We start from the raw sequence: 23,703 nt of genomic DNA, 5'->3' as shown, positions 1-23,703 counted from the left end.
GTATAGGAAAGAAGAATGAGAAATGGACATAAGCAATAAAATCAGAAGTCAGATACTTATTGACGCTCTGCCGCACATTCAGAAATACCACGACAAGATAGTCGTTGTAAAATACGGCGGCAACGCTATGACAAACGCTGAGCTTAAAGAAGCTGTTATGAGCGATATCGTGCTTCTAAGCGAGGTAGGCATAAAGGTAGTTCTTGTTCATGGCGGTGGCCCTGAGATAAATGCAATGCTCAAAAGAGTCGGCATTGAAAGCAAGTTCATAAACGGTCTGAGATACACTGACGCTGAAACTATAGATATCGTTAAAATGGTGCTTTGCGGCAAGGTAAACAAGGAGCTTGTTTGCGCTTTGCAGCTTCATGGCGGAAAGGCTCTCGGTCTTTGCGGCTGTGACGGTCAGATGATACTTGCGCAGAAGCTTGACAGCGAAGTTGACCTTGGTTTTGTGGGCGACATCAAAAAGGTAACAACAAAGCCTATAGTTGACGCACTTAACAACGGTTATGTTCCTATAATCTCCACAGTTGGCGTTGGCGAGGACGGACAGTCTTACAATATCAATGCTGACACTGCGGCGGCTAGGATAGCCTCCTGCCTGAGAGCGGAAAAGCTTATCCTTATGACGGATATAGTTGGTCTGCTGGAGGACAAGGACGATGATTCCACACTTATCCCACAGGTAAACGTCAGCGATGTGCCTTATCTCAAAAAGAAAGGCATCATAAGCGGCGGAATGATACCAAAGATAGACTGCTGTGTTGAAGCCGTAAGACGTGGCGTTAAAAAGACCACTATCATTGACGGCAGAGTACCGCACTCGATACTTATCGAGCTGCTCTCTAACGAGGGTATCGGTACACAGTTTATATAAAATATCAATACATATTGAAAAGAGTGATAAAAATGAACACCATAGAACAGTTCAACGAACACGTTATGCAGACCTATGGCAGAATAGGTCTTGTTATGGAAAGCGGTCATGGTCAGACGGCTGTTGGCGAGGACGGAAAAGAGTATATCGACTTCGGCTCCGGTATCGGCACAAACAGCCTTGGCTACTGCGACGAGGATTGGGTGAACGCTATCTGCGATCAGGCACACAAGATACAGCACACCTCAAACTACTATTACACAAAGGTACAGGCTGACTTTGCAAAAAGACTTTGCGAGGCAACAGGCTATGAGAAAATGTTCTTCGGCAACTCGGGCGCAGAGGCTAACGAGTGCGCTATCAAGCTTGCAAGAAAATACAGCTTTGACAAATACGGCAAAGACGCTGAGAGAAATATCATCATCACCCTTGTAAACAGTTTCCACGGCAGAACGCTTTGCACTCTTTCTGCAACAGGTCAGGAGGTTTTCCACAACTACTTCTTCCCGTTCGTTGGTGGATTTGAGAATGTTATCGCTAATGATATTGACGATCTTATGGACAAGCTCAACAAGCTTGACAACAAGGTTTGCGCAGTAATGTTCGAGTTTGTTCAGGGCGAGGGCGGAGTTATACCTCTTCAGCAGAGCTTTGTGAACACTATCATGCTTGAGTGTGCAAAGAGGGATATCCTCACTATCGCAGACGAGGTACAGACAGGTGTTGGCAGAACCGGCAAGCTCCTAACATCTGAGCTTTACAACGTAAAGCCTGACATAACCACACTTGCAAAGGGTCTTGCAGGCGGTGTTCCAATAGGCGTGTGCCTTGCTAACAAGAAGTGCAGCGAGGTACTTGGCAAGGGTACACACGGCTCAACATTCGGCGGAAACCCTATTTCCTGTGCAGGTGGAAACGCAGTTCTTGACAAGGTGACAAAGCCTGAGTTTCTTGAAGAAGTTCGCAAAAAGGGCGAATATTTCAGAAAAAAGCTCGCAGAAATAGACGAAGTTGAAGGCGTTGACGGACTTGGTCTTATGATAGGCGTAAGGCTCAAAACAAAGAAAGCCGCTGATGTGCTTAACAAGTGCTTTGAAAACGGACTTCTTATTCTCACAGCAAAGGATAAGCTGAGATTTTTGCCACCGCTGAATATCTCATATGAGCAGATAGACAAGGGACTTGCTATACTGAAAAAAGTTCTTGACGAGAAATAACAAAGTGTGTAGGTGCGAACAGTGTTCGCCCGTTTGATACGCAATACCAAATAAAAATCAAATTACGGAGGAAATATTATGAAACATTTACTTAAAATGCTCGACCTTTCCAAGGAGGAAATTCTCGACATTCTCAATCTTGCAGACCAGCTCAAATACGAAAACAAAAACGGTATCGAGCATCACATTCTTAAAGGCAAAACTCTCGGAATGATATTCCAGAAGTCCTCTACCCGTACAAGAGTTTCTTTTGAAACAGGTATGTATCAGCTTGGCGGTCAGGCACTTTTCCTTTCAAACCGTGACCTCCAGATAGGCAGAGGCGAGCCTGTTCAGGACACAGCCCGTGTTCTTTCACGTTACCTTGACGGCATCATGATCCGTACTTTTGAGCAGAAAGAGGTTGAGGATCTTGCTAAATATGGCTCTATCCCAATAATAAACGGTCTGACAGACTTCTGCCACCCTTGTCAGGTGCTTGCTGACCTTATGACTATCAGAGAGTTCAAGGGACGCTTCGAGGGTCTGAAAATGTGCTACATAGGCGACGGCAACAACATGGCAAACTCGCTTATCGTTGGTGGACTTAAGGTAGGCATGGAAGTTTCTATCGCTTGCCCTAAGGATTATCAGCCTGCTGCTGAGGTTCTTGAATTTGCCAAGGGCTACGGCGACAAGTTCTCAATGACAGACGTTCCTCTTGAGGCTGCAAAGGACGCTGACGTTCTGTTCACAGACGTTTGGACTTCAATGGGCGAGGAAGCTGAGACAGAGAAGAGAAAGATCGCATTTAAGGGCTATCAGATAAATGACGATATCATGGCTGTTGCAAAGGCTGACGCAATGGTTCAGCACTGTCTGCCTGCTCACCGTGAGGAGGAGATAACAGAAAAGGTATTCGAGGCTCACGCAAATGAGATATTCGAGGAAGCTGAAAACAGACTTCATGCACAGAAAGCCGTTATGGTCAAGGTAATGGGTCCGCAGGAATAATTCGCATATGACAAAAGCCGTCCACGCTGGTGGGCGGCTTTTTTGTGTTGAACACATCAAAAAGGTCTTTGATGTGACGGGATAAAAAGATCCGCAGTCCTCAAAGAACTGCGGTCATAGTTAAATAACATTTTCATTTACGATATGGTAGCTTTGCAGAATTTCTGGGTCAAACTGAATGAGTGAGATCATTCTGCGTGCAGGACCGATAGGCTGGTTCGTACCTGTTTCCCACGCCTCAACAGTTTTTGTCGAAACTCCGATCACTGCGGCAAATACCGCCTGCGTAAATCCCAGCTTTTTTCGGATCGCTTTTATATCTTCAGCAGATATATCAGGCAAAGGCTCTATTCTAAGAGTTGTTTTTTAGCAGAAATTTTACCTTTTTCGTAGTCAACTGCCTCGTTAAGTCCAGTAATTATGCTGTCAAACACATTCATATTAAAGCTGGTCTCCTTCGTATTTATTATTGAAGTTGTAATATACTTTCTCATTTGGAAGCACTGCCTTAATCGGATAAACTGACATCCCAAAAGAATCTGTAAAAATAACATCTTCTCCAATATGTTTTTCAAGAAACTCATCAGAAAAATCAGATATTAAACCAATGCTGATAGCTCCATTCCTTGTAAAATTCAATCCTTCAATTTGTATACTCTTTTCAATCAAAGAACAATCTGAAGTGTGAAAAAAATTCAACAACATTTTTTGAATATCTCGTTCGATTTGAATCTGATTATCAAGATAATATCTGATTGCTTCTTCTTGTTCAAATGAAATTACAGCATCTTTTTGATTTGAGTATATACATAGATACAGGTCAAAAGTTTTATCCCATAATGTAATGATAAAGCTCTTCTTTGTGTACCAATCTGTTTTTTTAATCAAAGTTCCTAATACAGGATGCTCAATTGTAGTTGGTTTATTTTTTTTCTTTGTCTTTCCAAAAAACATAATCTCGCCTTTAAAATTTGTATGGCTTAGCCCATTACTACCTCAACATTTACTGTTGCACCATTTTCAGCTACAGGGAGAACATTGCCCTCTACTGCCTTGCCGTCAACAGTTACGCTCTTTACGCCCTTGCAAACGTGGTCAGGGTTCTTAACAGTGATGTTGTATGTTGCACCTCTGTACTGACGTGTTGCTGTCATGCCGTCCCACTCGTGAGGGATAGATGGATCTATCTTCAAGCCGTCAAAGTCAGCCTGTACTCCGAGAATGTACTGTGAGATAGCTACCATGTTCCATGCGGCTGTACCTGTGAGCCAGCTGTTCTTGCCCTCGCCGAATCTGCTTGCGTCCTTACCAGCTATCATCTGACCGTATACATAAGGCTCTGTCTTATGAAGATCAGATATCTCCTCGTTGAATGCAGGAGCTATCTTGCTGTAATACTCGAACGCCTTGTCGCCTCTGCCTGCATATGCCTCTGCACAGATTATCCAAGCATTGTTGTGTGTGAAGATACCGGCATTCTCCTTATATCCGCCTGGGTATGTGGATATCTCACCATACTGGATATAATACTTTGAGTATGCAGGGTTGTTAAGAACAAGACCATACTTTGTATTGAGGTACTTGTCGATAGAATCAAGTGTCTTGATGTCAGCGCCCTCGTCCTTGCCTATTTCAGACATAACTGCGAAGCCCTGTGGCTCGATGAATATCTTACCCTCTTCACATTCCTTAGAACCCATTTTTGCGCCTGTGGAATCGTAAGCTCTCAGGAACCAATCGCCGTCAAATGCAGATTCCATAACGTTCTTCTTCATCTTGTCTATCTCAGCCTGTGCTGCGGCAGCCTCATCGTCCTTGCCAAGGTGCTTGAGGATAGACACATAGTTAGGGCCTGTGTATGTAAAGAGTGTTGCCACCATTACAGACTCAGCTACCTTTGAGTAGCCGCCCTCAGCTGCAAACTTAGGGTTTGTATAAGTCTGGAAGCTCTCGCCCGGAGTATCAGAATAGCATGAAAGGTTGATACAATCGTTCCAGTCAGCTCTCATTGCAAGTGGCAGACCGTGAGGGCCGAGGTTATTTACAATGTGATAGAATGATACCTTAAGGTGGTCGAGCATTGGCTTAGCCTTTGACTCGTCATTATCGTATGGTACCATTTCGTCAAGGATAGACCAGTCGCCTGTTTCCTTGATGTATGCGGAAACTGAAAGGATCATCCACAGTGGGTCGTCTGAGAAGTCGCCGACGATATCGGAGTTGCCCTTCTTTGTAAGAGGCTGATACTGATGATAGCAGCCGCCGTCAGGAAGCTGTGTAGAAGCGATGTCGATGATACGCTGTCTTGCACGGTCCGGTATCTGATGAACGAAACCGAGGATATCCTGGTTTGAATCTCTGAAGCCCATTCCTCTGCCGATACCGCTCTCGAAATATGATGCGGAACGTGAAAGGTTGAATGTTACCATGCACTGATACTGGTTCCAGATATTTACCATTCTGTTTACCTTATCGTCAGGTGTGTCAACATTGATAACGCTGAGAAGTCTGTCCCAAGTTGCCTTGAGCTCTTCAAGACCTGCGGCTACCTTTTCAGGAGTGTTATACTGCTCGATCATTGCGAGAGCCTTTTCCTTATTGATAGTAACTCCGTCAGCCTCGAACTTCTTGTCAACAGGCATTTCAACATAGCCGAGGATAAATACAAGAGTCTTTGACTCGCCCGGAGCAAGTGTTATCTTCTTGTAGTGTGAAGCGATAGGTGACCAACCGTCTGCAAATGAGTTGTTAGCCTTGCCTGCTTCAACAGCCTGTGGGTTATGGAAGCCGTTATAAAGACCGATAAATGAATCTCTGTCTGTATCATAGCCGTCTATCTCGTCATTTACTGTATAGAATGCAAAGTGATCTCTTCTGTCTCTGTATTCTGTCTTGTGATAGATAGTTGAACCTACTACCTCAACACGACCTGTGCTGAAGTTTCTCTGGAAGTTTGTGCAGTCGTCCTGAGCGTCCCAAAGGCACCACTCTGCAAATGAGAAGAATGAGAATGTTTTTTCTTCATTGCTCTCGTTTGTGAGAACTACCTGCTGAACTTCGCCGTTATAGTTCTGAGGAACAAAGAATGTAGCCTCAGCCTTAAGTCCGTTCTTCTTACCTGTGATGATAGTATAGCCCATACCGTGACGGCACTCATAAAAATCAAGCTCTGTCTTTACCGGTGACCAGCCCGGATTCCAGATAGTTTCGCCGTCTTTGATATAGAAATATCTTCCGCCCATGTCGATAGGCACGTTGTTGTAACGGTAACGAGTTATTCTTCTCAGTCTTGCGTCCTTATAGAAGGAATAGCCTCCTGCTGTGTTGGAGATAAGTGAGAAGAATTCCTGTGTGCCAAGATAGTTTATCCATGGATATGGCGTTCTTGGATTGCTGATGACATATTCCTTTTTCACGTCATCAAAATGACCAAATTTCATCAATAATTTCCACCTTTCGTAATTTATCTATTGTTAATTAATTTCTTAATTATAACCATTGTGAAGTGTATAGCCGTCACAAAGTGATCAAGCCAACGGGCGAACGCTGTTCGCCCCTACATTTACAGAGCTGTTACATAACTCTCATTCTGCATAATGATAGTTTTTTCTATTATTCAGTAAAGAATCTCTGCCAGCACTTGAATGTGTGACCCTTTGTTATCTCCTCATATCCGCTCACTTCGTTAGGCAGGCTGAGATTAGGAGAGTTTATCATAGCTGTCATTGGTTCAGGGCAGAAATATCCTTTATTGCCCTTATCGTTCCACATATTCCAGAACTTAAATTCTTTTGACACCTCGTTGCAAACCTTATGACCATTGTCAGTATCCACAACATAAGAGCCATAGAAATCCTTGCCGTCAAGCTTGTTCATGCCTGCGGTATACATATCGTTTGAGATATTATTCAGAGTAGGCATTTTTGTACCCTCTTTATATTCAAGGTCTTTCTTTTTAAGAGGCAAAAGCTTTTCTGTTGGCAGACATCTCTTGTCAAGCTCGCACTTTTCGATTATCGGCACGCACATTCTCATTGATTCCTCCCTGCCGCCGTCGCACATTGGCGCATTAAGGCAGGTATGAGTACATATAGAAACAGGCAGAGCCTTGTCGCTGTTGTTTGTCAGGTATATCTCCTGCAAAAGACCGTTTTCAGAAAGCGTAAACGTATAGGATATTTTAAAATCCACCGGAAAATAAGAATACATCTCGTCATTCTTGTCAAAGGTATAAGAAGTAACAAGCACAACTTTTTTATCCTGTGTTGAATAACACTCTATTTCGTGTTCTCTCTTATGCACCCAGCCATGGATAAAATTATCAAGCTTTTTCTCATTTACAGGCATTTGATACACTGCGTCAGAGGTCTTTATAATGCCCTTATCAAAGCGATTAGGCAGGAAAAGAGTAGGCAGTCCCCATATCTCTCTCGCCTTATTTATAGTCTTGAGAGTGCAGTCATCACGATATCTGAACACCTCTATGCCGTTTTCCTCGTCACGAAGCCTCAGCACAGCAGCACCAAGTTTTGGTGCGATAACGCAGGAATACTTTCCCGACTGCATTCTGACACATTCCGTATCTTTAAACATGAATTTAAGGTCTATATTATTCAAAAAAGTAACGCCCCCATAGTGCAAAGCGATGATCTGCCTCACGCCTTACCATACATTTTTACTTAAACGATTAACATACAATTATTATAACATAGCCCGTCGCTTTTGTCTAGTACAAAACGCAGATTTTTATATAGAATTTTCGCTGTGTTTTTTAGTAGTTTTTTACCAAACGTTCAATGAATAATCCAAAAAAATATGACAATACTACAATTAACAGCCCGCTGACAGACGGACTGCTCTATATTTTTAACAATCAAAGGAGGAGTTTCTCATGATAGATAGGATCGCACTGCTGCTTCTCATAATAGGCGGCATAAACTGGGGGCTTGTGGGCATTTTCCAGTTCGACCTTGTGGCATTTCTTTTCGGAGGTGCTGCGGCGATACTAAGCAGGATCATCTACGTTTTGGTAGCTATTTCGGCTATCTGGTGCATTTCACTGTTTTTCAAAGACAACAGACTTGTCACCGAGCAGTAGTCCCCTGCAGGTCATGGCGGCAGGAGAGGGAGCTTGTTTCAGAGGGCAGCATTTTATCACGGGTTTGCCTGCTGCATATTCTAAAATCGGCTCTCTTTCCTGCTGTCATGACCTTATTTTTTTTGATTTAAACATTAAAATTTGAACATCACAGACGCTAAAAATGGATAAGATATTTTACTTTTTTAAGTCGATTTAAGTTCAGACCTCACGCAGATGTCATTGTTAGCATAATGTCAACGAAATATTTGTGCAAAATCCCGAATTTTCAGAAAATTAACAAGTTCTTTGCAACTTTTTCTTGACTATCGCTACAAAAGAGGTTATAATTTAATTGATGTTAAGGATATTGAACATAATTTGTTTGATTTAACATCCGTTTTGTTGTCTCCTTTCTTTTGTTCTACACATAGTTTTTTTATTTTATTTTCTGCTGAGCACCGTTGCTCAGCATTTTTTTTGCCCATTTTATGCACACGTTGAAAAATTCATATTTTAGAGTTATAATGTTACTTTATGGACTAATAAAACAATATGTCAGTTCTTACCTGTCAAAACGTTTTCGTCGTGAGAGAAAGGAGTAAATAGAATATGAGATATCTTATAGTTGTTGATATGCAGAATGATTTTGTCACGGGCAGTCTTGGTTCAAAAATGGCAGAAACGATCGTTCCTGCTGTCTGTGAAAAAATACGCAGTTACAAGGCTCAGGGCAGCACTGTATTCATGACCCTTGACACGCATTTCAAGGATTATCTTGAAACGCCTGAGGGAAAAAAGCTCCCTGTGGAGCATTGCATAAAAGGCACCGAGGGCTGGCAGCCTGAGACTCAGGTAGCTGAGGCTATCGGTGGAAGCGCAGAGGTCTATGAAAAAAGCACATTCGGCTCGGCTGAGCTTGCACAGCACCTTGCTGAAATAACAAAGGCAGGGGACGAGATAGAGCTTTGCGGACTTTGCACAGACATTTGCGTGGTATCAAACGCTTTGCTAATAAAAGCTTTTTGTCCTGAATGCGAGGTCATAGTTGACGCAAACGCCTGCGCAGGAGTAACGGAAGAAAGCCACAAGGCGGCACTTGTTACAATGGCGTCATGTCAGTGCAGGATAGATAATTTTTGATTTGAGGGGGAACACCGCTTCGGCGGAATGATTTATGAGTGGTTTCAAAAAAGGTCTTAAAGACGGCATACCTATTGCTTTGGGGTATCTTTCGGTATCTTTTACATTTGGACTTCAAGGCGTAAAAGGTGGTCTGAGCTGGTGGGAAACTGTGCTTATCTCTATTTGCAATGTGACCTCGGCAGGTCAGTTTGCAGGACTTGACATTATGCTGTCGGGGGGCGGTTTCTGGATAGAAATGGCTTGTGCCCAGTTTATCATCAACCTGAGGTATGCACTTATGTCAATATCTCTATCACAGAAAGCTGACAAGTCACTGTCGGGAATACACCGCTGGCTGGTAGGCTTCGGAGTGACAGACGAGATATTTGTCATGGCAATGGGAAATATAGGGAAAGTTTCAAGGCAGTATATGTATGGGCTTATCGCTTTACCTGTAGCAGGCTGGTCGCTGGGGACTCTTATAGGTGCGGCGGCAGGAAAAATACTTCCTGAGATAGTCATAAGTGCACTTAGCATTGCAATATACGGAATGTTCCTTGCAATAATAATACCGCCTGCAAAGAAAAACAAGGGCATTGCAATGGCGGCGATATTTGCGGCTCTTCTTAGCTGTTGTTTCAAGTGGCTGCCTATTCTTAATAAGGTATCCGGAGGATTTTCCATAATAATCTGCACCGTTCTTTCCGCAGGGATAATGGCGGCTCTCATGCCTGTGAAAAATGAGGAGGACGGTCAATGCTGAGTATAAGAGATTTCTTCATTTATCTTTTCATTATGGCAGGAGTGACCTATCTTATTCGTGCCCTGCCGTTGGTGATATTCAAGGGCAAGATAACAAACAGATTTGTGCAAAGCTTTCTTTACTATGTGCCATATGCGGTGCTTGGAGCAATGACGTTCCCGTCCATACTATTCTCAACGGGAAACCTTGCGGCTTCCATAGCAGGACTTATAACAGCCTGCGTGCTTGCATTCAAGGAAAAAAGCCTTATCATAGTTGCGGCATTTGCCTGCCTTGCAAGCTTCTGCGTGATACTTATTTGTCAGCTTATCTAAATGTAGGGGCTGGCGTCCTCGACAGCCTACCGGCTCATGCAGGACAAGCTTGTTGAACACAAGCAGTATATTGCTGAGTATGGTCTTGATATGCCTGAGATCAGAGATCGGAAATGGGATATCTGATAAAAAAGCCTTTCTATTAATTAAATATACCCACACAAAAAGGGACTTCCGTTTATTCGGGAGTTCCTTTTTTGTGCATAAAAATATCCCCCGCCATATGACGAGGGATAAAAAGTGCTAAGTCTATAAATTACTTTCTGTTGTTTGCTATCTTTGCAAGGAGATTCAGTATTTTAAGATAAAGATAAATAACGCCTACGATAAGACCATAGCTTGCATACCATTCATACTGAGCAGGAAGCCCCTGTTCAACTGTCATCTGGATAGTTTCAAAATCGCACATAAGAAGCGCTGCGGCGATAAGAACGCCAATAACAGCGAAAAGTATGCCGATAGGGCCGTTGTTTATTGCAACGATCGAAGTGTAGATAGCTGAATGAGGTGCGAGCCATGCAAGAAGCATGAAAAGCAATCCGCCTATGATAGAGACCCAAAGGCAGGTGATAAGAGCAGTTTTCATTCTGCTTCCCACACGAACGCCCTTTGAATAGATAACTGCAAGCACTGCAACTGTGAGAAGCGTCAGTGTAACGGCTTCAACTATTATACCTTTCCACTGCATTGCGTAGATCATTGACATAAAAGTGAGGGCATATCCCATGCCTGCGGAATAGATAGAGCCTGTTACCGCCGTTGTTTTCGGAGCGAATGAAGCCACAAGTCCTGCTATTGCTGTTGCGATAATAGCGCCGACAAAGATAGTATACTCAGTGGAAAAAGCCTGCGCACCGCCTCCGAAGAAGTTGTGAATGTAAAAATATGCTCCCATGCCTGCGGCGAAAACTGCAACAAAATACAAGGTCTTCATTGCAATGCCCTTATAGCTTGCCGCCTCCATGCCGTAAGTGGACTGTGCGAAAGAGCGTAGCTTTTTCACTCGTGGATTTGAATAGCTTTCAGAAAAATTATTATAATCGTTCATGAATTTGCCTCCTTTATTTTTTTCGCCAATATTTATTTTCATGGCTTATATACTATTATACATATTTTCTTAAAAAAGTCAATATGATTTTTCAGGCAACAACGCAAGGTTCTTTTTTGGGACTTGTCCGCATATGATGTAAGCAAAGGCAAAAGCACTGAAAAATCTTGTGCAGTCAAAACGTTTCGCACAATGTTATCAAGGCTATGCCAAAAAAATCGGAAAGGAAGATACATTGTGCTGGATATACTTGAAAAGAAGCTTACGGAAAACCCGACCACAAGAAAGGGGCTAACAACTGCGGAAGCTGAAAAGCGGCTCAGTACAGACGGAGAGAACCGCCTTGCCAAAAAGAAAAAGACCTCTGCGGCGAAAATTTTTGCAGGACAGTTTCATGACGTTATGGTGATGATACTTCTTGTGTCGGTGGTGATATCCGTAGCACTTGGGCAATATGCTGACGCTGTGCCTATCGTGCTTATAGTTATCATTAACGCTGCGCTGGGATTTATTCAGGAATACCGCTGTGAAAAAACTCTGGAAAAGCTTGAAAATATGACCGCTCCCACCGCCATGGTATACCGTGACGGCAGGCTTGTGAAAATTCCTGCATCGGAGGTCGTGGCAGGAGATGTTTTTACTCTCGAAGCAGGTGACAGAGTGCCGTGTGACGGCTACATAAACTCATCAAGGGCGTTATCATGCGACGAATCTGCACTCACTGGCGAAGCTGTGCCTGCGGTAAAGAAATGCCGTACATCTGAGATAGATTTTACCGCTTTGAACAAGGATTACATGGTATACATGGGAACAGTTGTCACAAAGGGAGTTGGCGAGGTCACAGCGGTGGCAACAGGTGAGCGAAGCCAAATGGGCAAGGTCTCAACCATGCTTGATGAGATAAAAGAGCCTGAAACTCCATTGCAAAAAAAACTCGGAGAGCTTGGCAGAACTCTTGCTATCATCTGCCTTGCAGTGTGCGTGGTAGTCTTTATTGCAGGCGTACTAAGGGGCGAGCCTGTTCTCAATATGGCAATGACAGGAATAACCATAGCCATTGCCGCAATACCTGAAGGCTTGCCTGCCACTGTGACTATAGCGCTTGCCCTTGCGGTCAGAAAAATGCTAAAGCGTCAAGCACTTGTACACAGACTTCATTCAGTGGAAACTCTTGGCTGTGCCACTGTTATCTGCACTGACAAGACAGGCACTGTGACAATGAACAAAATGACAGTTACTGATATTTTCACCTGCACCGAAAAAAGCCGTGCTTACGGCGTAACAAAAGAGGGAGCAAGCTTTGATGAGAAAGCCCTCAAAGCATGGGAAAGCCCTGACCTTGGCAGGATACTTTTGTGCGGCGCAGCCTGCAACAACGCAAGGCTCTGCCCGCCTGAAAAGATAAAAAAGCGTGACAGGGGCGGCAGGCAAAGCGAGCTTTGTGCAGAGGGCGACCCTACAGAAACAGCTATACTCATAGCCTGCGCAAACTCAGGTATAAACGTCAGCTCCCTTGGTTACAGACGAACTGACGAGCTGCCATTTGAAAGTGAAACACGCTCCATGACGGTAATATGCGCTGACGAAAAGGGGGTCACAACGGCATTCAGGAAAGGCGCTTTTGACGTTATCATAAAAGAATGCAGCCACGTTTTTTCTGACAGCGGCGAGCTTATACCATTTGGCGGAGCAATGAGAAAACAGGCTTTTTACAAGTGCGATGAATACGCTTCAAAAGGTCTGCGTGTGATAGCATTTTCACAGCAGGTGGACGGGGAATGGGCTTTTCTTGGACTAATGGCAATGAAAGACCCTCTCAGGGCTGAAGCCGCAAAAGCGGTGGCGGAATGTCAGCGTGCAGGCATAAAGACAGTTATGATAACAGGCGACCACAAGCTCACCGCTCAGGCTATTGCAAAAGAAGCCGGCATTATGAAAGCAGGCTCTATCGCTTTGACAGGCGACGAGCTTGACAGAATGGACGACAAACAGCTTGACGAGGTAATAGAAAACTGCCGTGTGTTTGCAAGGGTGACACCTGAACACAAACTCAGGATAGTAAAGGCATTCAAAAGCCGTGGGCACGTTTGTGCAATGACAGGCGACGGGGTAAACGACGCACCTGCTATAAAAGAAGCCGACATAGGTGTATCAATGGGAATATCAGGCACAGAGGTCACAAAGCAGGCGGCTGACGTGATACTTCTTGACGATAATTTTGCCACCCTTGTGAACTCCGTTGAGGAGGGCAGGACCATATATCAGAACATAAGAAAATTCGTGCGCTACCTTATTTCCTGCAACATAGGCGAGGTCATAACAATGCTCGGTGGAATTATAATGGGACTTCCAATGGTACTGCTTCCAGCGCAGATACTTCTTGTAAACCTTGTTACAGACAGCCTGCCTGCAATTGCGCTGGGGCTTGAACCTGCGGAAAGCTCGGTAATGAAAAAGCCCCCTAGGAAAGAGGACGACAGCTTTTTCAGTGGCGGACTTATGTGGCATATCGTAATAAGAGGGCTTCTTATCGGTATCTGCACCCTTGCAAGCTTCACTGTTCTGCTCACTAACACCCATTCTCTCGGCACTGCAAGGACAGGTGCGCTTATAACACTTGTACTTAGTCAGCTTATCCATGTGTTTGAATGTAAATCGGAAGATAAGACGCTTTTCACTGTGCCTTATCTTTCAAACCCATTCCTGCTTTTCTCTGTATTCATATCAGCGGCAGCGCTGTTTGCAGGCATATGGCTCCCTGTTCTGCAAAAGGTATTTTTCACAGCCGTTCCGAGCCTTGGAGAGTTTCTTGTGGCGGTGGCAGCGGCGGCTATCGTGCCTGTTGGGGCAGGCATAATACCAAAGCTTTTTATGGGCAAAAAGTCCCCTGACGTAACAGTGAACATTGGGCAGTGATAACAAAAGACCGACAGGGCAAAGCTTTGTCGGTCTAATTTTTTATACCATATTTTTTATCCAGCCTTTTAAATATCCTGCCAAAAGGTTTTGATAAAACCAGCAGGAAGAACACGTTGGAAACTGCGTATATAAGGGTGAAAAAAGCTGACGAGCCAACAAGGGCAAGGTATCTGCTGAGAATAAAGGCATTATCAGCCCACAGACAGCTCCACAAGTCCATGATAAGAGAGAACGCCGTTCCTGAGATTATACCGAAGGTCACAAGGAGTGGCTTGCTTTTTATAAGCTTATCAGCCAACATTCCTGCAAAATATCCGGTCAGACCCCAAACAAGCATTTGAAAAGGCGTCCACGCACCCTGTCCGAAATAGAAGTTTGAGATAAGTGCAGTCATTGCGCCTGTCATAAAGCCCGATTCTCTTCCCATATAAAGGGCGGTGATAATGACTATAGCGGTGCATGGCTTAAAGCCCGGCAGAAAGCTGAAAACTATCCTGCCGAAAACGGATAATGCGGTCATGGCGGCTATTATCACAAGTTGTGTGCTGTCGGAGTGTTTTTTCTCAAAGTGGAGAAAATAGCCTGCCACGGTAAGAATGGCAAGTGCTGCGGTGACGAAAGAATAGAAGCGTTCTCTGAAAAACATTATACCGCCAAAGCACACAAGGGGTATGACAAGAAGATAGATAAGCCCTGACACAAGTTTTTTACTGCTCATATTGACCTCTTTTCACCATTGCGAGCCGTTCTCTTACGGCTGTTGACGTCACCGCACCACTGAAAAAGCCCCTTGTGAGCCTTGCGGCGGCGGTGGTGTAAAAGCGATTTTGGGAGAAAAACTCCACGGCATTATCCTCGGCGACTATCTTTCCGTCAAAAAGAAGTCCGCACCTGTCGCAGTATTGTGCGGCAAATTCAAGGTCATGAGTCACGAGAAGTATCGTCCTGCCCTCGTCTTTTAGGTCCAAAAGAATATCACCAAGAGCCTTTTTAGCGAAACTGTCCATGCCCTTTGTACACTCGTCGAGGACTATTATTTTCGGGTCAGCAAGAAGAATTTTTCCAAAAGCACATTTCTGTATCTCGCCGCCGCTGAGATCCCAAGGGTGGCGGTCAAGAAGATGTTCTATGCCCATGCGCTGTGAAACATTTTCCACTGTGACTTTGTCACCGCTTTGCAAAAGATCCTCACGGACGCTTTCTTTTACAAACATCGTCACAGGCTCTTGGGGCAAAAATGCAAGCATTTCACGGAAAAGCGAGCCGTTTTTATAGGCTTTCTGCTTTTTACCGAAAAGTGAAACAGTGCCCATATAAGGCTTGCAAAGTCCGCATATCACACGCAGGAGCGTTGATTTTCCGCCGCCGTTTGAGCCTAAAAGCCCATAGCACTCCCCTTTTCTGATACCAAGATCACAGCCTTTGAGGATATCGGGGGAGTTTTTTTCATATCTCTGCCACAGATTTTTGCACTGAAGGGCATACGGCTCAACACGTTCTGTATCAGTGACAGCCTGCTTTGGAATATCCGTCACGCCAAGCTTTTCAAACTTCGCCCTGCCTTGTCTTACATTGAGGGGCAGGTCGTCGCAAAGCCTTGCGAACGCCTTGGCGGTTTCGGGAAGAAAACCCTCCAGAGCGTTCTTCACAAAATATTTTGCAGTCAAGGTAGGCGTACCGAAAAACTCGGTCTTGCCATTTGCAAGATACAAAATTTTGTCGCAGGAGTCAAAAAGCTCCTCGGGGTCATGCTCGGCAATGATGATAGTCACGCCCATTTCTTTGTTAAGGCGGTCTAAAATGCCAAGAAGCTCCCTTGCGGCAACGGGGTCGAGCTGTGCGGTAGGCTCATCAAGAAGCAGGATATCAGGGTCTGTGGCCATGACGGAACACAGAGCGACGAGCTGTTTCTGACCGCCCGAAAGTGTGGAGATATCCCTGTCATAGAGCGACTCGATACCGAAAAAAGCCGCCATTTCACCAACACGGCTTTGTATCTCACCACTTTTCACACCAAAGCTTTCAAGCCCGAAAGCAAGCTCAGCCGATACTTTGTCGCACACCGTCTGGCTGTCAGGGCTTTGCATTACAAAGCCTATCTTTTCGGCACTTTCTCTATCAGAAAGCTCGCTTCTGTCCTTGCCCATAAGGGTGATGTTTCCGGAAAGCTCGCCCCTTGGGGAAAGCTCTCTTTTCAGAAGCCTGAGCAAAGTAGATTTTCCGCTTCCCGAAGCACCGCAGAGCATTATTTTTTCGCCTTTTTTCACTGAAAAAGTGCAGTCAGAAATGGCATAGTCCGTGCTTTCGTTATATTTGAAAGCTACATTTTCGCAAGACAATATTTCCATTTTATGCTCTCCTTTACTTCAAGAATAAACGGGAAAACGCATAGTAATGCGAACATTCCCACAGGAAAAACGCTGTTTTCAAGCTTTATCACAGGGTAAAAAGCGGCGGACAGCTCGCCCCTTGCGGAAAATATCAGCACCAATGCAAAGATAACTGCAAAAACCGCCACAAAAATGCTGTCCCATGCTCTGAACTTGAACGAGTGTGCAAAGCTTCGTTTCTGGATACCATAACCACGGGCTTTCATTGAAGCGGCTGTGTCCGCTCCCCTTTCAAGCGTGCCTGCACAAAGGGCTGTGAACACTGTGCAGTCTTTTTTCAGGCGGTCAAAACGGCTGTCGGAGATGTTCGCACCAGAGCAATTCAAAGCGTCCAAAAGCTGTCTGTGAAGCCTTTTGAGCTTTGGGATAAGGCCCATTGTCATTGTTATCACAAGGGCAGCTTTTGGCGTTTTTCGGCCGAAAATGTATAGGAGCTTTTCCCTTGTAAGCACCTTTCCAAGAGCTTTGCACCACATTATCACAGCGGTGAGGGATAAGCCGGCGGTCAAGCCATAAAAAAGGGCTTCCTTTGTGTAAGCCTTGCCGTTTACGAAAAGCAGCGGCGTTACGCCCTTATGTGAAAAAAGTGGATTTGTGACAGTCAAAACGGCGGTAAGAAAGATGTAGAAAGCAAGGTCTGATGCGGTCTGTCTACAGCTTTGAGTTATGGCACAGAACAGGAATGCTCCCACTGCCGAGCATATACCAACGGCTGGTGAAAAGCAGAACATTGTCACCGCAAGCACAGTCGCAAAATACACAAGGGCGGTCAAAGGGTGAAAAGCTGACAACCTCATTTCACCGCCTCCTTTGTGTAGTCGCAAACGTAGTAAAACTCCACGCTGTCACCGTCATGGAGGACATACTGTGAACAGCCCTTATCGGGGCTTTCGCCATTTACCGTATAGGTCCACCCTGAGGACGGACCGCAGGAAAACTCGTAGATATTGTTTATGCCACGGACATACACAGTGTTGTAAATATTATCCTCTGAGCCTTGATAATCAAGGGGTATCTTCTCACACCTTGTAGCTTTTTCCAACAGATCAAAGGCGGTGTCGCCCTCACGGAGGACATATTTTTCCGCAGGCATAACAATGCCGTCTGAGGGAACATAGCACTCGTCACGAAGATTTTTGTCAAGCATATCGTAATTATCCAAAATATCAGAGCAATCCACTGTCAGAGTGACAGTGTGAGCGGCATTTGCGGTATCGTCGCTGTGCAGGCTGTAATACTCGTCAACGGACTGAATATCAACGCCCTTTATGACCGCTGCCACTGCCAAAATTATGACTATGAGCAGAGCGATATCCTTTTTCACTTTTCTGCTCCCTCCTGAACTTTGAGCTTTTTGGCTTTCTTTGCCTGATCTGCGAAATTTTTAACCACTGCTATTTCCTCTTTGGTTATTTCGAGCCTTGAAAATCTCGCCCTTTCGTATATTTTCTCGCACTCTGCAAAGCTTTCCGCCATATCAGCGCCAAAGGTCTTTTTTATGCTCTCGGAAAGCTCTCTTGGCGTATGGTCTGAGAAATTCCTGCCGCAAAGCTTTTTTCTGCCTGCAAAGAACAGCTTCTCCACCTTTTTGCTGTCAGGCAGAGCGGCAAACTTTCTTTTTCTTACCAAAGCTATTATTGCCACAATAAGGCAGAGTATAAGTATTACCGCACCTATAACGATATATACCGCATAGCTTTTCTCCGCAGGTTTAGTCTTGTTCTCCTCAAAGATCTCTTCCCTTGGTTTGTCCTCGTCCTCGGGAGCAAGGGCTTCGCCGCCTTGGTTGGTGGGCTTTGCTTTTACAGAGCTGTCGTCAGTTTTTATCATGCCAACATAATCGGGGCAGACCTCGAAAGGCTGCCAGCCTATGCCGTCTTTGTAATACTCCGCCCAATAGTGGAGCTGTTTTGAAGTGACGGTCAGGGCTGAGTTATCTGTAAGGCCTTTGGTCATATCTGATGTGATAAAATATCCTCTGCAAAGTCTGGCAGGAACGCCCTTTGCACGGAAGATCTTCACAGCAGCGGCAGCAAAATCCTCCTCGCCCCCACGGCAAGTTACCTCAAGCATATCTGCAAAAGAGCTTTCGCCCCCATAGGTCTTTGACCTGTCAAGCACTGTGTCTGACACAAAAAAGCTTAGCATATCAGACCGCAGTTTACCCTGAGAACCTTGCAGATCAAAATGGTTTGCGGCAAGCTGTTTGTCCTCGGCTGATATGTCAAGGCAGGTGGAATAAACATAGTCACGATAACCCTTTTCTGCGGCAAGATAATCCGCAGGCTCAGAAGTGCGCAGGGTATCAAAAGTGCCAAAAGGCTTTGTGAGATAGCCTTCCGACACCGCAAGCCTGTAATAGCTTTTGGTGTTCTCAAAGCTTTCGCCTATTATCTTTGGGTCGGAAAAAGCGTTCTCTGCGGCGGTCATACCATAGGTATAAAGGGGCTTTCCGCCATTTTTGATGTTTACTGTAACATTGCCGCTGTCGGATATATCAATGGCATTGTCAAGCAAAGCGGTCTGAAAAGCCGGTGAGAAATCAAGCTTATCAAGCCAATAAAACTCGTCTGAGTAGGCATATTTCTCTTCCCCACTAAGCTCCCCCCACACGCCGTTAGTTTCTTTCTCAAAACGGCTCTCCATAAGATACAATGGCTGTGGGTGCTCCATTATGATCTCATACTCACTTTTCGTATTAAAGCGATCGGCAAAGGCAAAGTCGGCAAGCTTATCAAAAAGCCCTGTCAGGCAGGCTATAAGCACTGCGCAAAATGCTGTAAGTATAAGCACAAAGGGCTTCAAATCGCCTTTTATGCTGCCGGAAAACGTCAATGCAAGGATACCGAGCGCCACTTCTGCAGTGGCGTAGTACAGAGGGATATCAATAAAGATACCTGCGCACAAAAACAGCGCAAGCATCGCCACTGTAAAAACTCTGCTGTCAAGACGGCTGAAAATGCTCTGCACTGTGGAAACTATCACTGCACCCACGCAAAGAGCAAACCAAGGGTCTGAGCTTTTTTCCACAAGCATTTCCACTACTCCTGCGCTTTTACCGTGGGCGGTCAAGACGCAGTTTAAAAAACCTGCAAGGCTTGTTAAAAACTTCTTGTGGAATATCACCGTCGACAATAGTGCGGAGAAAAATGGTATAGGCAAAGTCTTTTTTGATACCCCTGCAAGGGCTGTCAATATGCACACACCTACCAGAACAAAGGCTCGCCAGCCCATACCAAGCGACAATGACAGCAGGAGCATTGTCACTGCACCAAAAAGGCTCCGCATGATATAAACACCCTTTGAAAAGTGCTTTTCCACATAGCAAACACTTGCTGTCAAAATTGTCACCTCTTTTACTATTTTATCTCGATAACACGGCTTATGCCGCTTCTTTCAAACAGCTCTGAAAACTCCGTCAGTCGCTCTTTTCCCTGCTCAGGCTGTGAAGAAAGAAGGCTGTCCAGAGCGACAGTGAAGCTGTCTGTGCTGTCAATATGCTCGAAAACTTTTCTCTGCTGAGAAAAGCTGTAAAACGCCATGTAATGCCCTATACCGCCGTCTGAAAGATACATTGAAAGGCTCAGTGCCTTTGCGGCAATGCGGTCATAATCCGTTGCGAGGACATTTCCGCCTGTTTCAACGTAGATACAAAGGCTGTCAGTAACAGGCTCGCCATATTCACGGACGTAGATATCACCAAGGCGGAAGGACAGTTTCCAGTGCACCGATTTATAGCTGTCCCCCTGACGATATTCTCTTATTCCAATAGGCTCGCTGTGGTCAAAGCCCTCGTTTTCATTGCTGAAAAAGTCGCTTTCAAGGGCTTCCTTGAGATTTGCTTCCTCGCTCTCATCTATCTCTGCAGCATCAGGCATTATGTTCACACTGCCCTTTATTTCGCACTGCGCCTTTTTCCATGTTAGCCCTGTAAAGTCAAAGGCTCTAAGTGTCAGAAACTCTGCTTTTATCTTTCCGCAGGTGTCGCTTTTTACAGTGATATCCACCTGAGCAGGCTCTCTGCTGATGATAAAATGCACCTTTATATCATCGCACTGTCCTGTGAGCATATTTCTAAGCCGCAGTTTACCGCTGTATTCGCCGCAAGTTCCTGTGAAGATAAATTTAAGGCTCATGTCCTTATTTTTCAAGCCTGTGCCGTCGCTTACCAGTGTTGCTGACAGCTTTTTCTTCGAGAATATATTTACACATACTGACAATACAAAAAGCACTGCGCACAAACCAAGCACCGTTATGCCAATGGGCTTTTTCAGCACAAAAAGCAGTATGCCCAAAGCTGTGCAAAGGCAGAAGCATAGCCTCTTCATCTGCGTTTTTCCTCATTCTCAGGGCATTTTACGCTGCCAAGTATCTCGTCAAGCACACTTTCTGCCGCAAGTCCTGAGAGCCTGCCCTTTGCAGAAAGTGATATCCTGTGGCTGCAAACATGGGCAAAAAAATCTCTTACGTCCTGGGGAACGACATATTCTCTGCCCTTATAGCATGCCCACGCCTTTGCTATCCTGCAAAGTGCCAAAGCACCTCTTGGGGATACACCTAGAGAAATATTTTCATTATGCCTTGTGGCGTCGCAAAGGTCTGAGATGTAGTCATAAATGCTGTCGTCAACAAAAACTGCCTTTGCCTTTTTCTGCATTTCTATAAGCTTTTCAGCGGTGCAGACGGCTTTCACATCTACCAGTGGGTCTGAACTGCTTCGGTCTGACATTATGCTTCGCATTGCCGCCTTGTCAGGATAGCCCATTGAAAGCTTTATCATAAATCTGTCAAGCTGTGAAACAGGCAGTGCCGCCGTGCCAACTGTGCCTGTAGGGTTTTGTGTTGCTATCACTGCAAAAGGCTCAGGCAGAGGATATGTTCTGCCGTCAACTGTGCAGGCCCGCTCCTCCATGACCTCCAAAAGGGCAGATTGCGTCTTGCCTGAGGTTCTGTTTATTTCGTCTGCAAGAAGTATATTCGTCATTGCCGCACCGCTGTGAAAAGTAAAGCCCTGTGCCTGTCTGTCAAAAGCCGTATAGCCTGTGATGTCGGAAGCCACGGTATCAGGGGTGAACTGTATCCTCTTTGTTTCAAGCCCCAAAGCCTTTGAAAACGCCACCGCAAGAGTAGTTTTTCCCACGCCCGGAACGTCCTCCATAAGCACATGACCCTGCGCCAAAATTGCGGCGAACACCATATCCACCACTTCGTCCTTGCCGATTATGACCTTTTTCACTTCATCTGTTATCTCACGCATTTTTTACCCTTCTTTCTTACCACTGTGAAAACTCCCACTGCGCACAGCACCGCTGCCGCAGATATCACATACACTGTCACGTTTTTATCCTCCGCCTCTTTTATTATCTCGTCAGCAGAAGTGACCTTTTTCCGCTCGCTTTCAGGAAGCTTTTTTATCCTCTCTGCGGTCTTTTCCAAAAGCTCCTTTTTGTCTTTTCCAACACTATCAACAGGATAAAGCTCACGGCTTATGATACTGTTAAGGTCTGATATCTCACTGTAAAGCTCGTTCGCTTTAGCGTTCATTTCTTCAAGCTCTGATATTATCTTATCCCTGTCGGAAAGGCTCTCGTCAGCCTTTGCATGGGCTAAAAGCACAGCCGTAGCAGTGCAGTCCCCCGAAGTAACACCGTTTTTTCTCAGGGCTTCAAGCTTGTTCCTGTCGCTTTTTGTAAAGCCTTTCTTGCCCTTATATATTTCCGTTTTCTCGATACTGTATACACAACCGTTTCCATGATCTGTCTGTGCAAGCTCCACTGTGAAAGCCCTGTCGCTCAAGGTCAGGCTGTATTTTTCTGCCGCATTTTCAAGCTCTGCACCGTATCTCACATATGTGCGTTCGTCACAATCAAGGTCATTGAAAAGCTTCAAGGCTTTTTCTGCGCTCTCCTCGTCTGAGATATCCGAAAGCCTGCCGTTTATGCCGTCAAGCTTTTCACGCTGTAGAACTGAAAGCTCCTCTCTCATATCGTAAATACGTCGCATCGTAAGTTCAAAACGCTTTTGTGCCGCAAGTGCGCAAAGCGCCTGCCCTGTGGCAAGCTCGTCAGAATCGCCGCCCTTTTCATGTGAAAATCCACCGTCGCTGTTCTGATAGGAAAGCAGGGCGGTCAAAAGGTCGGCATTTTTCACAAAACGGTTGTCAGCTTCGGGGGCGATACCAAGTGAACAAAGTGCTATTACTACCTGCGAATCAGCTTCTGCGCTTCCGAACGTACCTGAGCTGTCCTGCTTGCCGCTTAGATACTCCACCGCTTTGTCAACGCTTTTTCTAACATCGTCACGGGAAAAATCATTGTAATATGGGGCGATCGCCTGCAAAGCCATTGCGGTGATGTCGATATCGCTTTCACCTTTTGACAGCGAAAAGCCGCCATCGGTATTCTGTGAAGAAACTATCTTGTCAAGTATACGCTCTCTGTCAAACTCTGCACCCTCTGGGGTCTTGTAGCCCATTGTATCAAGGGTCAAAAGTGCAAATATCCATCCGTTAAGGCCCTGTTTGCCTACGGAATTATTTTCATCTCTGCCGTAAACACCGCCTTTTACAAGGTCTATGCCCCCAAGGTCGGCAGGGTCGCCTCCCATTGCGGAGGCTGTTATAGCGCACCTCTGCCACTCGGTAGCGTTGTCGGTATCTGAAAGAGCTTTCACACGCTGAGAAAGTGCAGTGAGATAAGCCTCATAGTCCTCCTCAAAACCAAAGCGTGAAATGCCTATGGCTAGCCAATCGGAGCTTCCTATGCCTGCGTTTTGCAGAAAATCCCCCGAAAAAATGCTCTCGTCCTGAGAAATGCCCATTTTGTCACGCTGCCACTGACAGACCTTTTCTGCGCTTTCAGTTATCCTGTCCCTTTTATCTGCGTTATCTGCATTCACCGCAGGAACATTTGTCAGAAGCATTACTGCCCCTGCAAACACCGCCACTAATCTGCCAAGAAAACCTCTCGTTTTCAACG

21 protein-coding genes are annotated in these 23,703 nt (G+C 45.2%); 8 read left to right on the top strand and 13 right to left on the bottom strand.

The genetic code is table 11. The features are described from left to right. Nucleotides 1-22: 22 nt before the first annotated feature. The 3 genes from argB (at nucleotide 23) to argF (ending at nucleotide 3,090) form a co-directional block, all read left to right on the top strand. Nucleotides 23-880, top strand: a complete 858-nt coding sequence (argB, locus tag AB5627_RS03045; RefSeq protein WP_022288154.1) for an acetylglutamate kinase — start codon at nucleotides 23-25, stop codon at nucleotides 878-880. A gap of 32 nt (nucleotides 881-912) precedes the next feature. Beyond that, nucleotides 913-2,097: an aspartate aminotransferase family protein gene (locus AB5627_RS03040; protein ID WP_022288155.1), complete on the top strand. Its 1,185-nt coding sequence runs from the start codon at nucleotides 913-915 to the stop codon at nucleotides 2,095-2,097. Nucleotides 2,098-2,175: 78 nt separating this feature from the next. After that, nucleotides 2,176-3,090 (top strand): ornithine carbamoyltransferase, encoded by a 915-nt coding sequence (argF, locus tag AB5627_RS03035; RefSeq protein ID WP_022288156.1) that lies wholly within the window; start codon nucleotides 2,176-2,178, stop codon nucleotides 3,088-3,090. Between the two features lie 120 nt (nucleotides 3,091-3,210). Here the strand turns inward: argF and AB5627_RS03030 are convergent, their stop codons facing one another. The 4 genes from AB5627_RS03030 to AB5627_RS03015 form a co-directional block, all read right to left on the bottom strand. After that, the gene (locus tag AB5627_RS03030) at nucleotides 3,211-3,432 is read right to left on the bottom strand and encodes a DNA-binding transcriptional regulator (protein WP_242843639.1); all 222 of its coding nucleotides are present in this window, start codon (nucleotides 3,430-3,432) and stop codon (nucleotides 3,211-3,213) included. Between the two features lie 99 nt (nucleotides 3,433-3,531). Beyond that, entirely contained in the window at nucleotides 3,532-4,044 is a 513-nt protein-coding gene (locus AB5627_RS03025) for a hypothetical protein (protein ID WP_022288158.1), read from the bottom strand. A 26-nt stretch (nucleotides 4,045-4,070) separates the two neighbouring features. Next, the gene (locus AB5627_RS03020; protein ID WP_368369667.1) at nucleotides 4,071-6,530 is read right to left on the bottom strand and encodes a glycosyl transferase; all 2,460 of its coding nucleotides are present in this window, start codon (nucleotides 6,528-6,530) and stop codon (nucleotides 4,071-4,073) included. A gap of 172 nt (nucleotides 6,531-6,702) precedes the next feature. Then, nucleotides 6,703-7,707, bottom strand: a complete 1,005-nt coding sequence (locus tag AB5627_RS03015) for an aldose 1-epimerase (RefSeq protein WP_265290569.1) — start codon at nucleotides 7,705-7,707, stop codon at nucleotides 6,703-6,705. Between the two features lie 274 nt (nucleotides 7,708-7,981). Between AB5627_RS03015 and AB5627_RS03010 the strand changes: the two genes are divergently transcribed. The 4 genes from AB5627_RS03010 (at nucleotide 7,982) to AB5627_RS02995 (ending at nucleotide 10,369) form a co-directional block, all read left to right on the top strand. Next, nucleotides 7,982-8,188, top strand: coding sequence for a DUF378 domain-containing protein (locus AB5627_RS03010; protein ID WP_022288161.1), 207 nt, complete (start codon nucleotides 7,982-7,984; stop codon nucleotides 8,186-8,188). A 591-nt stretch (nucleotides 8,189-8,779) separates the two neighbouring features. Further along, nucleotides 8,780-9,310 (top strand): cysteine hydrolase family protein, encoded by a 531-nt coding sequence (locus tag AB5627_RS03005; RefSeq protein WP_118124142.1) that lies wholly within the window; start codon nucleotides 8,780-8,782, stop codon nucleotides 9,308-9,310. A gap of 34 nt (nucleotides 9,311-9,344) precedes the next feature. After that, nucleotides 9,345-10,055, top strand: coding sequence for an AzlC family ABC transporter permease (locus AB5627_RS03000; protein ID WP_118124143.1), 711 nt, complete (start codon nucleotides 9,345-9,347; stop codon nucleotides 10,053-10,055). Further along, nucleotides 10,049-10,369, top strand: coding sequence for an AzlD domain-containing protein (locus tag AB5627_RS02995; protein WP_022288164.1), 321 nt, complete (start codon nucleotides 10,049-10,051; stop codon nucleotides 10,367-10,369). Before AB5627_RS03000 ends, AB5627_RS02995 begins: the two co-directional genes overlap by 7 nt. Before the next feature lie 256 nt (nucleotides 10,370-10,625). Here the strand turns inward: AB5627_RS02995 and AB5627_RS02990 are convergent, their stop codons facing one another. Then, entirely contained in the window at nucleotides 10,626-11,417 is a 792-nt protein-coding gene (locus AB5627_RS02990) for a Bax inhibitor-1/YccA family protein (RefSeq protein WP_022288165.1), read from the bottom strand. A 237-nt stretch (nucleotides 11,418-11,654) separates the two neighbouring features. On the opposite strand from AB5627_RS02990, the gene AB5627_RS02985 reads away from it, so the two are divergent. Further along, on the top strand, nucleotides 11,655-14,333 hold the full coding sequence (locus tag AB5627_RS02985) for a cation-translocating P-type ATPase (protein WP_022288166.1): 2,679 nt from the start codon (nucleotides 11,655-11,657) through the stop codon (nucleotides 14,331-14,333). Between the two features lie 34 nt (nucleotides 14,334-14,367). Here the strand turns inward: AB5627_RS02985 and AB5627_RS02980 are convergent, their stop codons facing one another. Genes AB5627_RS02980 through AB5627_RS02945 form a run of 8 tightly spaced genes read right to left on the bottom strand, consistent with a single transcriptional unit; the run spans nucleotide 14,368 to nucleotide 23,701 of the window. Next, nucleotides 14,368-15,054 carry an ECF transporter S component gene (locus tag AB5627_RS02980; RefSeq protein ID WP_022288167.1) on the bottom strand — a complete coding sequence of 229 codons (687 nt, stop codon included), beginning with the start codon at nucleotides 15,052-15,054 and terminating at the stop codon, nucleotides 14,368-14,370. Continuing rightward, nucleotides 15,044-16,684 (bottom strand): ABC transporter ATP-binding protein, encoded by a 1,641-nt coding sequence (locus tag AB5627_RS02975; RefSeq protein ID WP_022288168.1) that lies wholly within the window; start codon nucleotides 16,682-16,684, stop codon nucleotides 15,044-15,046. The genes AB5627_RS02980 and AB5627_RS02975 overlap by 11 nt, the downstream gene beginning before the upstream one ends. Further along, the gene (locus AB5627_RS02970; RefSeq protein WP_022288169.1) at nucleotides 16,657-17,523 is read right to left on the bottom strand and encodes an energy-coupling factor transporter transmembrane component T; all 867 of its coding nucleotides are present in this window, start codon (nucleotides 17,521-17,523) and stop codon (nucleotides 16,657-16,659) included. Before AB5627_RS02970 ends, AB5627_RS02975 begins: the two co-directional genes overlap by 28 nt. Next, entirely contained in the window at nucleotides 17,520-18,050 is a 531-nt protein-coding gene (locus tag AB5627_RS02965; RefSeq protein WP_022288170.1) for a DUF4430 domain-containing protein, read from the bottom strand. The genes AB5627_RS02970 and AB5627_RS02965 overlap by 4 nt, the downstream gene beginning before the upstream one ends. Beyond that, entirely contained in the window at nucleotides 18,047-20,068 is a 2,022-nt protein-coding gene (locus AB5627_RS02960) for a transglutaminase family protein (protein WP_265290568.1), read from the bottom strand. Before AB5627_RS02960 ends, AB5627_RS02965 begins: the two co-directional genes overlap by 4 nt. A gap of 17 nt (nucleotides 20,069-20,085) precedes the next feature. After that, on the bottom strand, nucleotides 20,086-21,054 hold the full coding sequence (locus AB5627_RS02955; RefSeq protein ID WP_022288172.1) for a DUF58 domain-containing protein: 969 nt from the start codon (nucleotides 21,052-21,054) through the stop codon (nucleotides 20,086-20,088). Then, nucleotides 21,051-21,983 carry a MoxR family ATPase gene (locus tag AB5627_RS02950; RefSeq protein ID WP_022288173.1) on the bottom strand — a complete coding sequence of 311 codons (933 nt, stop codon included), beginning with the start codon at nucleotides 21,981-21,983 and terminating at the stop codon, nucleotides 21,051-21,053. The genes AB5627_RS02955 and AB5627_RS02950 overlap by 4 nt, the downstream gene beginning before the upstream one ends. Further along, nucleotides 21,971-23,701, bottom strand: coding sequence for a prenyltransferase/squalene oxidase repeat-containing protein (locus AB5627_RS02945; RefSeq protein ID WP_022288174.1), 1,731 nt, complete (start codon nucleotides 23,699-23,701; stop codon nucleotides 21,971-21,973). Before AB5627_RS02945 ends, AB5627_RS02950 begins: the two co-directional genes overlap by 13 nt. Nucleotides 23,702-23,703: the final 2 nt, after the last annotated feature.

Source organism: Ruminococcus sp. RTP21198st1_G1_RTP21198_201120 (assembly GCF_040924265.1).
Classification (GTDB): Bacteria; Bacillota; Clostridia; order Oscillospirales; family Ruminococcaceae; genus Hominimerdicola; species Hominimerdicola aceti.
The sequence above is the reverse complement of the archived record's forward strand: the minus strand, read 5'-3'. Positions and strand labels throughout refer to the sequence as shown.